Consider the following 15,600-nt stretch of genomic DNA (forward strand, 5'->3'; position numbering starts at 1 on the left):
TTTATGTGGAATTATGAAAAACGTTTACAATATCCCGTAAAAATTACCCAGACCAATCCGAAGATGGCCCAGGTAATCATCAGTCAGTTCGGTGGACCGGATGGAGAATTAGCTGCGTCCATGCGTTATTTATCACAGAGGTACACCATGCCGTACAAAGAAGTGACAGGAATTTTAACCGATATTGGCACAGAGGAACTTGCCCACATGGAAATGATATGTGCCATTGTTTACCAGCTTACCAAGGATTTATCTCCGGAGGAAATTAAGGCTTCTGGTTTTGATAAATATTATGTGGACCACACACTTGCACTTTGGCCGCAGGCAGCCAGTGGAACACCGTGGACAGCAACTTATTTTCAGTCCAAGGGTGACCCAATTACAGATTTACATGAAGATATGGCTGCGGAACAGAAAGCCAGGACGACGTATGACAACATTTTAAGGCTTGTAAAAGACCCGGAAGTATGTGATCCAATTCGGTTTTTAAGAAAACGGGAAATTGTACATTACCAAAGATTTGGAGAAAGTTTAAGGATCGTTCAGGATAATCTGAACAGTAAGAACTTTTATGCAATCAATCCGGAGTTTGATAAGGATTCAAATTGTAGCTGTGGCAACTAAAACAGCGAGTATGGAAAAACGTCCCCAATTATAAAAATTATGTTATAAAAATCCGGTTCGATAAACAAGGTGCAACCTCATAGGCTGCACCTTGTTTAATGCCGGCCTACTAATGTTATTCTGTATATACCATGCTGATATGCGATAATGCATAAATTCTACGCAGTATCTTATAATTAACGAGGGGAATGATCCTGGATATAATCCGCCAGCATCGAAATAAATTCGGATGCGGTCGGTTTGTCAAATACAGGATAACCAAGCAGCGGGCTTAAAATTTTATTAGAATTCTGATTCCAATAACTGTTGATCATTGTGCGGATGGCGGCTTCAACGCACATGTTGGAAACGCCATACTGCTCGCCGACAACACGGTAGAGATTAGAGGTTACGTTCTTCATATAAAATTCCTGATCTTTGAGAACGAGAGCGACTGCTGAAGCAAGATAGTTATAACCAGAGTAGGTGGAACGGAGACCGGCTTTTCTTAATACATGCCTGACGTCATACATAAGTACCTCCTTCAAATATTCATACCGACTATCTAACTATAGAATAAAGGAATTCTATAGATATGTAAATAATTTTGTTCATAACGATACATTTCGTGAAATTTCGATATATTGTGTGAAGTGGATAATGGAAAAATCTGCTTTTTTTTGCTATAATCCTTAATTGGATAGAACAGACAGAATCAATTTCAGGAGTGAAATTTATGAAGATACAATATCAGAAAATAGAAAACGGACTTGAAATTCTCAGGATCTGGCAGGATTCAGGAATCATAAAAGTACCGGAGCAGATAGAGGGAATTCCTGTCATCCGCATTGCTCCATATACATTTTCACTGCATAAAGATGAAGAAGAGAAAAATGCATCTGTTTATCAGACAGAGACAGATGAAGAGGATGATCGTTTTGCGCAGCCGGAAGAACTCTGCTGTGGTGGAATAGTAAGGGAGATCCATCTTCCGTCTACCGTACAGTCAATTGGAAATTATGCGTTTTATGGATGTATGAATCTGAAACTTTTCCATGGGACAGATGCAATCGTGCGGATGGGGAGCGGGGTATTTACCGGATGCCGTCTGGAGAAGGTGGAGATTGATTTTATGGATGGAAATAAGTCCTGTCTTAAGGAAATTCTGACGGAGATCCGGTATCAGATCATTGCAACACTGTGTTATCAGGGAACGGAGACGAAGATCCTGTTTCCGGAATATTACGCAGATGCGGTGGAAAATACGCCGGCGCGGATCGTGGAGACGCATTATTATGGTTCCGGTGGAGAGTACAGAGAGTGCTTTTACCGGCGGGAACTGGATTATGGAAAATACGACCGGCTGTTTGCACTTTCTGAAGCAAGAGATTCGGAAGAGGCAATTTTCAGTGTGGCTCTGACGCGTCTGCGATATCCGTGGAAGCTGGAAGATGCGGCAAAGCTGCGCTATGAAAATTATGTAAAGGCGCATATGGAAGAAATTGGAGAAAGCTGTATCCATGCGGTGAAAGAAAGACGCGAAATCGCCGCCGGAGATCCGCAGGAGGTTCTGCTTTTTTGCTGCAGAGAGCATTATTTTGATGAACAAGCGTTGGGAAAAACGATTACTTATGCGGCAGATGCAGGACAGGCCGAGATTTCAGCTATTTTGATGGACGAGCGTTACCGTAGTTTTCCAAAAAAGAAGAAAAAGTTTGTATTGTAAAAGAAGGTGGAAAGATTGGAAGAAATGTCATTAGAACAGGGTCTGGAAGAAATCGGACATAAAATACTGGTTCTGACGAGGAACGAACTGTATATGAAGATGAGATTTATGGATGTGGCGCTTTCGGCGTTTTATTATGTACAGGATTTTTCGGTAGACCTTCTTGCTACAGACGGAGAGACAATGTATTTTAACGGGCAGATGCTGGGAGGTGAGTACAGGCAGAACCGGATCGGGGTAAACCGCGCCTATCTACATCTGGTTCTGCACTGCATTTTCCGACATGTATTTCGCAGAAATGGACGGGAAGAGCTTGTATGGAACCTGGCGGCGGATATTGCGGTAGAATCTGTGATTGATGACTGGAACCTCCAGAATATACGAAAAAGCCAGTCCTGGATCAGACAGAGAACCTACCGGGATCTGAAAGAGGAAATCAAGGTATTTACAGCGGAAAAAATTTATGGAGTACTGGTAAGATGGAAGCTTTCGGACAGAGAGATGGAGCGCATGGTCCGGGAATTTACCGTGGATGATCACAAGTACTGGGCAAAAGATGAAGATGATGAAAAACAAAGCGAAATGAACCAGAGGTGGCAGGATATCAGCGAGAAAATGCAGACCGATATGGAAACTTTTTCGAAAGAAGCAGCATCAAATACCGGGCATTTTTTGGATCAGGTCCGGGTAGAGAACCGACAGCGATATGACTACCGCAGCTTTTTGCATAAATTTGCTGTACTGAAGGAAGAGGTTACCGTGGATGATGACAGCTTTGATTATGTATTTTACAGTTATGGACTGCGCCTTTATGGAAATATGCCTCTGATCGAGCCACAGGAATGGAAAGAAGTGAAAAAAGTGGAGGATTTTGCAATCGTGATCGATACTTCCATGTCCTGTTCAGGAGATCTGGTAAAAAAATTCCTGGAGGAGACCTATGGCATTTTAAGTGAAGCAGAGAGCTTTTTTCAGAGAGTCAATATCCACATTATACAATGTGATGACCAGGTGCAGTCGGACAGGAAGATTACCTGTAAAGAAGAATTACAGGAATATATGGAAAAGCTGGATCTTGCCGGGGAAGGTGGAACGGATTTCAGACCGGCGTTTGCCTATATTGATGATCTGATCGCGACGCACCGGTTCACTGAACTGAAGGGTGTGATCTATTTTACCGATGGACAGGGGATTTATCCGCAGAAAATGCCTTTGTACCAGACCGCGTTTGTATTTATGGACGACGGGGCAGAAGAACAGGAAGTTCCGCCGTGGGCGATGAAACTGGTTCTGGATGAAGAAGATTTGAGAGGAGTGAGAAATAGATGAATATTAAACGTGCAAAACAGGAAATCAAGGATGCGGTGCAGGCATACCTGATGAAGGATGAATATGGAGAATATCAGATTCCGGCAATCCATCAGAGACCGATCCTTCTGATGGGACCTCCGGGAATTGGAAAAACACAGATCATGGAGCAGATTTCAAGGGAATGTGAGATCGGACTGGTTGCGTATACGATCACGCACCATACCAGACAGAGTGCGATCGGGCTTCCGTTTATTCAGACAAAGATCTACGGTGGAAAAGAGTATTCGGTAACCGAGTATACGATGAGTGAGATTATTGCTGCTGTATATGAAAAGATAGAGCAGAGCGGCATGAAAGAGGGAATCCTGTTTATTGATGAGATCAACTGTGTTTCAGAGACGTTGGCGCCGACTATGCTGCAGTTTTTACAGTGCAAGATGTTTGGTAATCAGAGTGTGCCGGATGGATGGATCATTGTGGCGGCAGGGAATCCGCCGGAATATAATAAGTCGGTGCGGGAATTTGATGTGGTGACACTGGACCGGATCAAGCGGATCGATGTGGAAGCTGATTTTGATGTCTGGAAGGAATATGCGTATCAGGTTGGAATCCATCCTGCAGTGCTTTCTTATCTGGAACTTCGAAAAGAGAATTTCTATCGTATGGAAAATACAGTAGATGGAAAAATGTTTGTCACAGCCAGAGGATGGGAAGACCTGTCAAGGTTGATCCAGGTTTATGAAAAGCTTGGTAAAGAGGTGGATCGTGAGGTTGTGCATCAGTACCTCCAGCACTGGAAGACAGCGAAGGATTTTGCAAATTATCTGGAGCTTTACCGAAAGTATCAGAAGGAGTATGGACTGGAGCGGATCCTTGCAGGATATTATGAAAAAGATACCTTAGAACGTTTGAAATTTGCGTCGTTTGATGAGCGGCTGAGTGTGGTAAATCTTCTGGTCGGAAAGATGGCAGAACTTTTTAAAGAAGAATATGAGATGGAAAAATTTGTGGAGGGACTGTTTGCTCAGCTGTGTGCTTATAAAGAGGAATTGCAAAAGGAAGGTGCAGTTCCGGGAGAGGTCCTTGCTGCGAAAATTCAGTCTCTTAGGCGGGAAGTTGAACAGAAGAAGGTCGCCGGACAGCTTACAAAGGCGGAAATGCACCGTATGGAGCGTATTTTATGCAAATTGGAAGAATACCAGAAAGCTCCGGAATTTGAGTCTGTAAAGGCCACATTTGACAGCGAAGAAGAGCAGAGAGAGCAAATGGAAGATAAGACACTGGAAACGCTGAATCACTGCTTTGAATTCCTGGAATCTGCTTTCGGCGAGAGCCAGGAAATGGCAGTATTTGTCACGGAACTCAACAGTAATGTGTACAGCATTGCGTTCCTGCGGGAAAATGACTGTGCGATGTATTACAAATACAACAAAGGTTTACTTTTGGATGAACGCCGTGAAGAAATCCTGGAACAGATGGATGCCGTGGAAAATGTAGTGGAAAGAGGACTGGTTGAAGATTAAAGAGCAAGAACTGACAGAATAAGAACGACTATGCCTGTGGTATCATATAATGATAGAAAGCAGAAGAAATGGGAATGAAATTCATGCCAGATCTGCAATTTTGTAAGGAACTTCCCGAAATAAAACCAGGGGAGTATCGCCTGAAATATGATCTCACTTTGCGCGCGTCTCCCGGTCTTGGAACTGCGTTGTGCCGGGGAAACTATCACTGGGAGAGCTGCCTGAAAGCGGAAAGTAAGGTGTATATCTGCCGAATCAGATATTTGAGCAGATCTGTATGGGGATTGATAGAGAATACGGGGTGGATATGCCTTTATATGAATCATAAATGGCTGATAACTACTATAGCATAATTATAAAAATGACATTGTATGCCTGACGAGCCTGTTGGAGTGAAACTTACATTTCATGTAGACCCTCGCCAAAAGCGGAACCTTTTAAGCGTTGGCTTGCTCAGAAAAAGGACGCTGATAATTTCATATCAACGTCCTTTAAATCTGTCAGTAGGGGGATATACAATTATTTGTTGTTTACCTCAAGATTCTTCATCGCACGAACCTTCAGCGGAAGTCCGAACAGAGTGATGAATCCGCTTGCATCATGATGATCGTACATATCACCAGTTGTGAAGCTTGCCAGAGATTCATTGTAAAGTGAGTATGGAGAAGTAGTTCCGGCTTTAATGATATTTCCTTTGTAAAGTCTGAATTTAACTTCACCTGTAACATATTTCTGGGTAGATTTTACGAAAGCACGAAGAGCTTCACAAAGTGGTGTGAACCATTTTCCTTCGTATACAACCTGAGCGAGTTTGTTGCCAAGATCTTTCTTAACTTCCATGGTAGCACGGTCGATAACCAGTTCTTCAAGCTGTTTGTGAGCTTCCATCAGGATTGTTCCACCAGGAGTTTCATAAACACCACGGGATTTCATACCAACAACACGGTTCTCAACGATATCAACGATACCGATACCATGCTTGCCGCCAAGTTCGTTGAGTTTGCGGATGATATCAGAAACCTTCATGGCTTCGCCGTTGATTGTCTTCGGAACACCTTCTTCAAATGTCATAGTTACATATTCATCTTCATCCGGTGCATTTTCCGGTGTATTTCCAAGAACAAGAAGATCAGCGTAATTTGGTTCGCAGGATGGATCTTCAAGTTCCAGTCCTTCGTGGCTGATGTGCCATAAGTTACGGTCACGGCTATAGCTGTGGCTTGCGTCAAACGGAAGATCGATTCCGTGAGCTTTACAGTAAGCGATCTCATCGTCACGTGACTGAAGTGTCCACAGATCTGTCATTCTCCAAGGAGCGATGATCTTAAGATCCGGGGCAAGAGCCATGATAGAAAGCTCGAAACGGATCTGGTCATTTCCTTTTCCGGTAGCACCGTGGCAGATAGCAGTAGCACCTTCTTTTCTTGCTACTTCAACAAGTCTCTTGGAGATTGCCGGACGAGCCATAGAAGTTCCGAGAAGATATGCATTTTCGTAAACAGCATTTGCCTGTACACATGGCATAATATAGTTGTCACAGAAATCATCAGTGATATCTTCGATGTATAATTTAGAAGCACCTGCGAGTTTTGCTCTTTCATCAAGACCATCCAGCTCTTCGCCCTGTCCGCAGTCGATACAGCAGCAGATAACTTCGTAATCAAATGTCTCCTTTAACCAAGGGATCAGTGTGGTAGTATCAAGACCACCAGAATATGCAAGAACTACTTTTTCTTTCATTGTATATAAACCTCCTAAAAATTTTCTTTTGTATTCAATTCACAACCCACTATACACCATTTTTTATATTTATGCAATAATAAAATGAAAAAACTTTTAAAAATGTTATTTTATGCAAATAAAAGTAAAAATATACATAAAATATGCATAATTATGTATAAAAAAGGAAAGAGAGTAATAAGAAAAAAGAAGGATAGAAGAAGATTAAACAGAAAATATAAAGATAAATCAGAAAAATACCTGACATTTACACAAAAACCCGTAAAATATAACAAAAAGTAACAAGGTAACACGCTAAAGGAAGAAAGGAACCGGCGAGATGAGTGATATGCATAAAATGAATAAGAATAACATATTTGATTATGTTCTGACATTGCCGGTAGAAGGCAGTGTATTTTTCATTCCTACATTCCCGCATCGACCGTGTCCTTCAAGGGCACAGAACAGAAAATTCAATATTGCAGATCAGGGAATGCGTGTATCCAATATATACAGCTCAAAATGTTCATTTCGGATGGAATGAAAAAGTGATAGGTTTTGTTCAGTCATTGAAGTATTATGATTCGATAGTGAAAAAAGAAGCAGAAAAAGGTATCGCCGTATACTCTTTTTCTGCTTCTTTTATTTATACCTACTAAGAATATGAATTGAAAAGGGGAAAAACGAAATGGAATTAAGAGCCACTCTAAAGGAAAAGAAATAATCGTAGTATCTTCCGGTGCAGTCGGTATCGGAAAAAATGTCCTTGGAATCAGTGAGAAGCCGGCTGGTTCTGTCAAACAGGCATATATAATAGAAGAAAACCAAAAGGATATTATGCTTGCAAGAAAAAATAAGATGACAGAGCCACTGATCGACCGGCTTCTTCTAAATGAAAACAGAATCCGGAAAATTGCAGAGGAGGCGTTTCCGGTGATCTGTGACCGGCTTTCGGCAAAAGGGGTAGAGATCCGGGGAGACGAAGCGGCAAGGCAGATTGATGAGCGGATCGCTTGGGCATAGGAAAGCGACTGGGGGCAGGAAGCCCTTACCACGAAAAAGTATGTGATCTTTGGAAATGGACAAATTCGCGGATAAGAAGATTGACAGGAAAAAATCTCCATTTTATAATTTGAATGGTACAAAAGTTAAGGAATTTTGTTTTTATTTTTAAGATGTTGGGGTCCAAAGGTATTTTGACCCCTTTGATACCAGATTGCTACGTGCTTTGCACTCTCGCAATCCTCAAAAACATGGGTATCAGGACGGATGAAAAAGGGGAAGAATGAAAAATGCTGTATGTAAGCTACTATGATTCGCCGATCGGGAAAATTACGCTTGGAGCACGGGAGGATGTACTTGTCGGTGCATGGTTTGAAGGACAGAAATACTATATGGACAAGATTATAGAAGATTTTGAGGAGAAGAAAGACTTGCCGGTACTGGATCAGGCAGAGTACTGGCTGGATCGGTATTTTGCAGGGCAGGATCCGGATCCGGAAGAACTTCCTCTTGCACCTGCAGGAAGTGATTTCCGAAAAGAAGTATGGAAGATTATCGCAAAAATCCCATATGGATGCACCATCACTTATGGAAAGATCGCAAAGATCATTGCTGTAAAAAGAGGCGTGAAAAGTATCTCGCCGCAGGCAGTCGGAGGTGCGGTCGGACATAATCCGATCTCTGTGATCATTCCCTGTCACCGTGTCATTGGAAGTGACGGAAGTCTGACCGGATATGCCGGTGGGATTGAAAAGAAAAAATGGCTGCTTGCACATGAGGAAGCGCATATCAGATAAGTGATCATCAAAAATGGTGGCTCGTAGTGAGTCACCATTTTTGATGATCTGGAGAAATCCGTAAGAGTCCGATCATGTATTCTATTTTCCGGATTTTTCACATAACCATCGGTAAGCAATGATGCAGATGATCACAGACAATAAGGAGCCGGTAGCGGTTGCGAGTCCCATCGGAAACAGTGTATGCGGGAAAATTTTTGAAGTCAGATAAACACCCGGAATACGCACGCACAAAATAGCGATCAGGTTATGTAAAAATGAAATTCCAGATTTTCCGCATGCACAGAAGTATCCGCTGAAACTGAAATGAACGCCGGCAAAAATACAATCCCAGATATATCCGCGAATGTACTGCGCGCCGAGAAGAATAACGGCTGCGTCTGCAGTGAAAAGTCCGACAACCGGAGCTGCGATAAACTGGATCAATATAGAGACGACCAGACCAAATCCAATGGCGATCATCATGGCATAGCGAAGCGTCTGCTTTGCACGGTCATACTTTCCGGCACCGATATTCTGAGCTGCGAGTGCAGAAACAGTCGAAAGCATGGAAGACGGAACAAGAAACAGAAAGCTGATGATTTTTTCCACAATGCCGACAGCAGCGGCTGCGTTCAGTCCGCGCCGGTTGGCAATGATCGTAATAACAATGAAAGCAATCTGAATAAATCCGTCCTGAAGCGCTACCGGAATCCCAATATTCAGAATTTTGCCAAGCGGTTTTTTCTGTGGGCGGAAACAGTCTCCGGAAAGAGAAAGTCCGGTCTGCTTACGTTTAATGGCAATCAGTGCAAACAGAACACTGCACGCTTGGGAAAGTGTTGTGCCAAGCGCAGCACCGGAAGCTCCCAGATGGAAAAATCCGATAAACAGATAATCCAGTATAATATTCACCGCACATGCAACTGCGATGAAATACATCGGACTTTTAGAATCCCCCAGTCCGCGGAAAATCGAACTGATCACATTATACGCCGTAATAAAAGGAATCCCGAGAAAACAGATCGTCAGATAAGCTGCTGTCCCGGAAACAGCTTCCGCAGGCGTAGACATCACCGAAACAATTGGCTTTACAAAAAACAGAAGCAAAACCGCCAGCACCAGAGAAATCCCCATAAACAAAGTCACCGTATTTCCCACAAACACAGAAGCCCTTTTCTTATCGCCCGCTCCAATAGACTGCCCGATTGAAACCGTAGCCCCCATCGCAAGCCCCACGATCATCACCGTCAACATATGCATCACCTGGCTCCCAATCGAAACCGCTGTTGTACTGGCAACCCCATTAAACTGCCCAACAATAAAAAGATCCGCCATCCCATAAAGCGTCTGCAAAAAATAAGATAAAAAATAAGGTAGCGAAAAATAAATCACATTCCGAAAAACACTCCCTGAAGTAAGATCCCGTTCCATAAAATAACAACTCCTTTACAATCACTTTCTTAATATTAATTGAATTTTCCTAAAATAGTCAATAAAAAGAATACAGACCTAATGCATCTTATAATAATAAAAATGCATAACAATGCATAAAAATAAATATAAATGCATAAAAATAAGAAATTATACATAAAAATACACAGAAACATGCATAAAAATCAAAAAACCACTTGCTTTACCAAATAAAACCATGTATACTAAACCAATCGGAAAATGTTCCCATTCGTCAGTGCACAGCTCCTGCGCGAAATATCTTTGCTAAGCGACCCCTCGAAAACGCCGGCACTTGGCAAGGCGAGCGTAAGCAAAGCCGAGCCTAGTACCGCTGCGTTTGAGACGCGCCGAAGAAATATCCACTGGATATTTCTTTAGGCATGCATGGCAAGCGCAAGCGCGGTTGCGTGCAAAGATATTTCGCGCAGGAGCGTCCCCGCACCAATCAAAAAACATTCCCCCAATTCCCGCGAACCCCTTTACAATAGGGATTAATGGGTTTATAGTATTTATGATTATGCCTATCTATACACAAATACGGCATTTACGAAAGGATGGTTTACATGATTAAAGCAGGAATCATCGGTTCTACCGGTTACGCCGGAGGAGAACTGGTTCGCATTTTAACAGGACATAAAGACGTAGAAATTAAATGGTTTGGCTCAAGAAGCTATATCGATAAGAAATATGCAGATGTATACCGCAATATGTTTCAGATCGTAGATGCGGTATGTTTAGATGATAATATGGAACAACTTGCAGATCAGGTAGATGTGATTTTCACAGCAACTCCACAGGGACTGTGCGCATCATTAGTTAATGAAGAAATCTTATCAAAGGTTAAGATCATCGACCTGAGCGCAGATTTCCGTATCAAAGATGTCAAGACTTACGAAAAATGGTACGGTATTGAGCACAAGAGCCCGCAGTTTATCGAAGAAGCAGTTTACGGACTGTGTGAAGTGAACAGAGAAGATATCAAAGGCGCAAGACTGATCGCCAATCCTGGATGCTATACAACATGCTCCATCCTGACTGCTTATCCACTGGCAAAAGAAGGACTGATCGATATGGATACGCTGATCATTGATGCCAAGTCCGGAACATCCGGAGCAGGAAGAGGGGCAAAGGTTCCGAACCTGTACTGTGAAGTCAATGAGAATATGAAAGCATACGGTGTGGCAACACACAGACACACACCGGAGATCGAGGAACAGCTTGGATATGCGAGCGGCAAAGAGGTTGTGATCAACTTTACACCGCATCTGGTTCCGATGAACAGAGGAATCCTGGCAACAGAGTACGCGAAGCTTACAAAGGATGTTACCTGGGAAGAAGTAAAAGCAGTTTACGATAAATACTATGCAAATGAAAAATTTGTCCGTGTTCTGGAGAAAGATGTTTACCCGGAAACAAAATGGGTAGAAGGAAGCAATTATGTCGATATCGGATTTAAGATCGATCCGAGAACAAACCGTATCATTATGATGGGTGCGATCGACAACCTGGTAAAAGGTGCGGCAGGACAGGCTGTACAGAACATGAACCTGATCTTTGGACTTCCGGAAAGTGAAGGTCTTGATCTGGTTCCGATGTTCCCGTAGAACACGGCAGAAAAAGAAAAGGAATGGAAAATATATGACAACAATTATTCGTGCGATGACAGTAGAAGATTATGACCAGCTTCATGCACTTTGGATGCGGATCAAAGGATTTGGAATCCGGAGCATAGATGATTCAAAAGAAGGCGTGGAACGATTCCTGAAAAGGAATCCGACAACCAGTGTGATCGCCGAAATAGACGGAAAAGTAGTAGGAGGAATCCTCTGCGGACACGACGGAAGAACCGGATGTTTTTATCATGTATGTGTAGATCCGGCGTACCGCTGTCATGGGATCGGAAAGAGCATGGTTGCCTATGCAATGTCAGCTCTGAAAGAGGAACATATCAACAAGATCACACTGATCGCATTTACCAAGAATGATATCGGCAATACGTTCTGGAATACGATCGGATGGACCAAGAGACCGGATGTCAACTACTATGAGTTTGTTTTAAATGAGGAAAATATTACAGCATTTATCGAAGAGGGCTAAAGGAGGCTATATACGATGAAGATTATCGAAGGCGGTGTGACCGCAGCAAAAGGATTTGAGGCAGCATCAACAGCAGCAAAGATCAAATATCAGGACAGAACCGACATGGCAATGATCTACAGCCAGGTTCCATGTGAATGTGCAGGAACATTTACTACAAACGTTGTAAAGGCAGCATGCGTAAAATGGGATCAGCAGGTTGTAAAGAGCGGTGCGAAAGCACAGGCTGTGATCGTCAATTCCGGAATTGCCAATGCATGTACCGGTGCGGAAGGATTTGGCTACTGCAAGGACACAGCAGATGCGGCAGCAGAAGCTCTTGGAATTAATGCAGATGGTGTACTGATCGGATCGACCGGTGTCATCGGAAAGCAGCTTCCAATTGATCGCATCGTGGCAGGGGTAAAGGCTCTTGCTGAAAAGAAAAATGATACACTGGCAAACGGAACTGAGGCAGCAAAAGCAATTATGACGACTGATACCTGTGAAAAACAGATCGCAGTAGAGATCGAGGTTGCCGGAAAGACCGTTACCATCGGTGGTATGGCAAAAGGATCTGGTATGATTCATCCGAATATGTGCACCATGCTCAGCTTTATCACAACAGATGCAGCAATCACAAAAGAGGCACTTCAGAAAGCCCTCAGTGATGATGTCAATGATACATACAATATGATTTCCGTAGACGGAGATACTTCTACAAATGATTCTGTAGTTCTTCTTGCAAACGCAATGGCTGAAAATGAAGTGATCACGGTAGACAGTGAAAGCTATAAGACCTTTGCGGAAGCATTGCATGAGATCAACGAATACCTTGCAAAGAAGATCGCAGGGGACGGAGAAGGAGCAACTGCTTTATTTGAAGTAACTGTAGTTGGTGCAGATACAAAAGAGACTGCAAAGACACTTGCAAAATCAATCGTATGCTCAAATCTTACCAAGGCAGCAATTGCAGGACATGATGCAAACTGGGGAAGAATCCTCTGTGCAATGGGATATTCCGGAGCACAGTTTGACCCGGAAAAGGTGGATCTGTTCTTCGAGAGCAAGGCAGGAAAGATCCAGATCATCGAAAATGGTACAGCGGTAGATTACAGTGAAGAAAAAGCAACGGAGATCCTCTCACAGGAAGAAGTAAAAGCAGTTGCTGATGTGAAGATGGGAAGCGAAAGCGCAACCGCATGGGGATGTGACCTGACTCACGGATATATTGACATCAATGCAGATTACAGAAGCTAGGAGGTAAGCAAAATGGATCAGGATATGCAGCAGTATCTGGACAAAGCAGAAGTTCTGATTGAGGCGCTTACTTATATTCAGCGTTTCAACCGTAAGATCATCGTTGTAAAATACGGTGGAAGTGCAATGCTGGACGAAGAACTCCAGAAAAATGTCATCAAGGATGTTACATTCTTGAAATTGGTTGGATTCAAACCGATCATCGTTCACGGCGGTGGAAAAGAGATCAGTAAATGGGTAAGTAAAGCCGGAATGGAGCCGAAATTCATCGACGGACTTCGTGTGACGGACGCAGAGATCATGGAAATTGCAGAGATGGTACTGAACAAGGTTAATAAAAATCTGGTTCGTATGGTCGAAGAACTTGGTGTCCGTGCTATCGGTGTCAGTGGAAAAGACGGCGGACTTTTAAGAGTTGATAAAAAGCTTTCCATGACAGGACAGGACGTTGGATTCGTAGGAGATATCAAGAAGGTCAATGCAGAGGTTCTTCTGGATCTTCTGGATAAAGATTTTCTCCCGATCGTATGCCCGGTCGGAATCGATGATGATTACAACACTTATAATATCAATGCGGATGATGCGGCTTATTCGATCGCAAAAGCGGTTCATGCTGAGAAGCTTGCGTTCCTCTCTGATATTGAAGGGGTATACAGAGACTACGAGGATAAATCTTCTCTGATCACAGCTCTTACTGTAGATCAGGCGAATGAACTGATCGAAAGCGGAGCAATTTCCGGAGGAATGATCCCGAAACTGCAGAACTGTGTAGGAGCGATTGAAAACGGAGTGTCCAGAGTCCATATTCTGGATGGAAGAATTCCGCACTGCCTGCTTCTTGAGATTTTCACGAAGAAAGGTATCGGAACTGCAATTTTAAGAAACGGTGAAGAAGATTAAAGGGAAGACAAAGAAAGAAGGTAATTCTTATGGCAAATCAGTATATGCAGGAAGAGGACGACGCGATTTTAAAAACTTATAACCGTTATCCGGTTGTACTGGACCATGGAGACGGCGCATACCTCTATGATCCGGAAGGAAAGAAATATCTGGATTTCTCAGCAGGATATGCAGTATCTTCTCTGGGATATAACAACAAGGAATTTAATGATGCATTAAAGGCTCAGATTGACAAGATGATCCATACATCAAACCTGTATTATAATACAACCTGCGGTAAAGCAGGAGAAGATCTGAAAAAGATCACCGGTATGTACAAGGTATTCTTCACAAACAGTGGTGGAGAAGCAATCGAAGGTGCGATCAAAACTGCAAGAAAATATGCGTACACAAAAAAAACCGGACGTTATGAATTTATTGCAATGGAGAATTCATTCCACGGCAGAAGTATGGGTGCAGTTGCACTTACCGGACACAAAGAATACAGAGAGCCATTTGAACCGGTTATGCCTGGTGTACATTTTGCAATCTACAATGATCTTGACAGTGTAAAAGCACTGGTAAATGATAAGACCTGCGCGATCATTCTGGAAACAATCCAGGGCGAAGGCGGAATCAACGCAGCGACAAAAGAATTTATGCAGGGAATCCGTAAGATCTGTGATGAGAACGGAATCCTGATGATCTGCGATGAAGTACAGTGTGGTATGGGACGAAGCGGTGCATGGTTTGCATGGCAGCAGATGGGAATCACACCGGATATCATGACAATGGCGAAGGCAATCGGAAGCGGTGTTCCGGTCGGCGCATTTGCGATGACAAAAGAAGTTGCAGATAATTCGCTGGTACCGGGAGATCACGGAACTACATATGGTGGAAACCCACTTTGCTGTGCAGCGGTCAGCAAGACTATTGAGATCTTTGAAAAAGAGCATATGCTCGATCATGTCAATGAAATCGCACCATATCTGACACAGAAACTGCAGGAAATCGTGGATACCTGCGATGCAGCCGTTAAAGTAAAGGGAAGAGGATTGATCCAGGGACTTCAGATCACCAAGCCGCTGGGTGAAGTGACAGCCAAAGCGTTGGAAGAAGGACTTCTGATCATCGGAGCTGGAACAGATGTGATCCGAATGATCCCACCGCTTGTTATCGGTAAAGAACAGGTAGATGAGATGGCAGAGATCCTGAAAAAAGCACTTGCATAAAGTCGGTGCCTGATAAAAATAAGAGAATAAAAGAGCCG

At 43.1% G+C, this 15,600-nt stretch carries 14 protein-coding genes; 11 read left to right on the forward strand and 3 right to left on the reverse strand.

All coding sequences use genetic code 11. The annotated features are described in order from the left end of the window. Positions 1-3: 3 nt before the first annotated feature. Entirely contained in the window at positions 4-624 is a 621-nt protein-coding gene (locus tag PG840_RS02390; protein ID WP_117556337.1) for a manganese catalase family protein, read from the forward strand. 176 nt (positions 625-800) lie between these two features. Here PG840_RS02390 and PG840_RS02395 read toward each other — a convergent pair whose 3' ends face one another. Further along, positions 801-1,136 carry a sporulation initiation factor Spo0A C-terminal domain-containing protein gene (locus PG840_RS02395; protein WP_117556335.1) on the reverse strand — a complete coding sequence of 112 codons (336 nt, stop codon included), beginning with the start codon at positions 1,134-1,136 and terminating at the stop codon, positions 801-803. Between the two features lie 203 nt (positions 1,137-1,339). Between PG840_RS02395 and PG840_RS02400 the strand changes: the two genes are divergently transcribed. The 3 genes from PG840_RS02400 to PG840_RS02410 are packed head-to-tail and all read left to right on the forward strand — an operon-like array spanning position 1,340 to position 5,163. Next, on the forward strand, positions 1,340-2,329 hold the full coding sequence (locus PG840_RS02400; protein WP_270205184.1) for a leucine-rich repeat protein: 990 nt from the start codon (positions 1,340-1,342) through the stop codon (positions 2,327-2,329). 24 nt (positions 2,330-2,353) lie between these two features. Continuing rightward, a complete protein-coding gene (locus PG840_RS02405) occupies positions 2,354-3,658 on the forward strand; it encodes a vWA domain-containing protein (RefSeq protein WP_117835315.1) in 1,305 nt (434 codons plus the stop codon). Continuing rightward, positions 3,655-5,163 carry an ATP-binding protein gene (locus PG840_RS02410; protein WP_270205185.1) on the forward strand — a complete coding sequence of 503 codons (1,509 nt, stop codon included), beginning with the start codon at positions 3,655-3,657 and terminating at the stop codon, positions 5,161-5,163. Before PG840_RS02405 ends, PG840_RS02410 begins: the two co-directional genes overlap by 4 nt. Before the next feature lie 519 nt (positions 5,164-5,682). On the opposite strand, the gene PG840_RS02415 is transcribed toward PG840_RS02410, so the two are convergent. Then, positions 5,683-6,903: an argininosuccinate synthase gene (locus PG840_RS02415; RefSeq protein ID WP_008374664.1), complete on the reverse strand. Its 1,221-nt coding sequence runs from the start codon at positions 6,901-6,903 to the stop codon at positions 5,683-5,685. An 816-nt stretch (positions 6,904-7,719) separates the two neighbouring features. Between PG840_RS02415 and PG840_RS02420 the strand changes: the two genes are divergently transcribed. Then, positions 7,720-7,905, forward strand: coding sequence for a hypothetical protein (locus PG840_RS02420; RefSeq protein WP_173685029.1), 186 nt, complete (start codon positions 7,720-7,722; stop codon positions 7,903-7,905). A 269-nt stretch (positions 7,906-8,174) separates the two neighbouring features. Further along, the gene (locus tag PG840_RS02425; protein WP_270205186.1) at positions 8,175-8,681 is read left to right on the forward strand and encodes a methylated-DNA--[protein]-cysteine S-methyltransferase; all 507 of its coding nucleotides are present in this window, start codon (positions 8,175-8,177) and stop codon (positions 8,679-8,681) included. 81 nt (positions 8,682-8,762) lie between these two features. Here PG840_RS02425 and PG840_RS02430 read toward each other — a convergent pair whose 3' ends face one another. Next, the gene (locus tag PG840_RS02430) at positions 8,763-10,094 is read right to left on the reverse strand and encodes an MATE family efflux transporter (RefSeq protein ID WP_270205187.1); all 1,332 of its coding nucleotides are present in this window, start codon (positions 10,092-10,094) and stop codon (positions 8,763-8,765) included. 584 nt (positions 10,095-10,678) lie between these two features. Between PG840_RS02430 and argC the strand changes: the two genes are divergently transcribed. From argC to PG840_RS02455, 5 genes are read left to right on the forward strand one after another with little or no spacing between them, the layout of a single operon-like run. Next, positions 10,679-11,719 carry an N-acetyl-gamma-glutamyl-phosphate reductase gene (gene argC / locus PG840_RS02435; RefSeq protein WP_022220715.1) on the forward strand — a complete coding sequence of 347 codons (1,041 nt, stop codon included), beginning with the start codon at positions 10,679-10,681 and terminating at the stop codon, positions 11,717-11,719. A gap of 43 nt (positions 11,720-11,762) precedes the next feature. Further along, positions 11,763-12,212: a GNAT family N-acetyltransferase gene (locus PG840_RS02440; RefSeq protein ID WP_044999341.1), complete on the forward strand. Its 450-nt coding sequence runs from the start codon at positions 11,763-11,765 to the stop codon at positions 12,210-12,212. Between the two features lie 15 nt (positions 12,213-12,227). Then, entirely contained in the window at positions 12,228-13,451 is a 1,224-nt protein-coding gene (gene argJ, locus PG840_RS02445) for a bifunctional glutamate N-acetyltransferase/amino-acid acetyltransferase ArgJ (protein WP_173686423.1), read from the forward strand. Between the two features lie 12 nt (positions 13,452-13,463). After that, positions 13,464-14,351: an acetylglutamate kinase gene (gene argB / locus PG840_RS02450; RefSeq protein ID WP_270205188.1), complete on the forward strand. Its 888-nt coding sequence runs from the start codon at positions 13,464-13,466 to the stop codon at positions 14,349-14,351. A 29-nt stretch (positions 14,352-14,380) separates the two neighbouring features. Beyond that, positions 14,381-15,562 (forward strand): aspartate aminotransferase family protein, encoded by a 1,182-nt coding sequence (locus PG840_RS02455; protein WP_118217300.1) that lies wholly within the window; start codon positions 14,381-14,383, stop codon positions 15,560-15,562. Positions 15,563-15,600: the final 38 nt, after the last annotated feature.

Origin of the sequence: Coprococcus sp. AM97-35, from assembly GCF_027697525.1 — a bacterium.
In the GTDB taxonomy this organism is placed as follows: domain Bacteria; phylum Bacillota; class Clostridia; order Lachnospirales; family Lachnospiraceae; genus Allocoprococcus; species Allocoprococcus comes.

What these genes read in the sequence shown, in the direction of transcription:
- PG840_RS02390 (WP_117556337.1), top strand. Translation starts at nt 4, where the DNA reads ATGTGGAATTATGAAAAACGTTTACAATATCCCGTAAAAATTACCCAG.
- PG840_RS02395 (WP_117556335.1), bottom strand. Translation starts at nt 1,136, where the DNA reads ATGTATGACGTCAGGCATGTATTAAGAAAAGCCGGTCTCCGTTCCACC.
- PG840_RS02400 (WP_270205184.1), top strand. Translation starts at nt 1,340, where the DNA reads ATGAAGATACAATATCAGAAAATAGAAAACGGACTTGAAATTCTCAGG.
- PG840_RS02405 (WP_117835315.1), top strand. Translation starts at nt 2,354, where the DNA reads ATGTCATTAGAACAGGGTCTGGAAGAAATCGGACATAAAATACTGGTT.
- PG840_RS02410 (WP_270205185.1), top strand. Translation starts at nt 3,655, where the DNA reads ATGAATATTAAACGTGCAAAACAGGAAATCAAGGATGCGGTGCAGGCA.
- PG840_RS02415 (WP_008374664.1), bottom strand. Translation starts at nt 6,903, where the DNA reads ATGAAAGAAAAAGTAGTTCTTGCATATTCTGGTGGTCTTGATACTACC.
- PG840_RS02420 (WP_173685029.1), top strand. Translation starts at nt 7,720, where the DNA reads ATGCTTGCAAGAAAAAATAAGATGACAGAGCCACTGATCGACCGGCTT.
- PG840_RS02425 (WP_270205186.1), top strand. Translation starts at nt 8,175, where the DNA reads ATGCTGTATGTAAGCTACTATGATTCGCCGATCGGGAAAATTACGCTT.
- PG840_RS02430 (WP_270205187.1), bottom strand. Translation starts at nt 10,094, where the DNA reads ATGGAACGGGATCTTACTTCAGGGAGTGTTTTTCGGAATGTGATTTAT.
- argC (WP_022220715.1), top strand. Translation starts at nt 10,679, where the DNA reads ATGATTAAAGCAGGAATCATCGGTTCTACCGGTTACGCCGGAGGAGAA.
- argJ (WP_173686423.1), top strand. Translation starts at nt 12,228, where the DNA reads ATGAAGATTATCGAAGGCGGTGTGACCGCAGCAAAAGGATTTGAGGCA.
- argB (WP_270205188.1), top strand. Translation starts at nt 13,464, where the DNA reads ATGGATCAGGATATGCAGCAGTATCTGGACAAAGCAGAAGTTCTGATT.
- PG840_RS02455 (WP_118217300.1), top strand. Translation starts at nt 14,381, where the DNA reads ATGGCAAATCAGTATATGCAGGAAGAGGACGACGCGATTTTAAAAACT.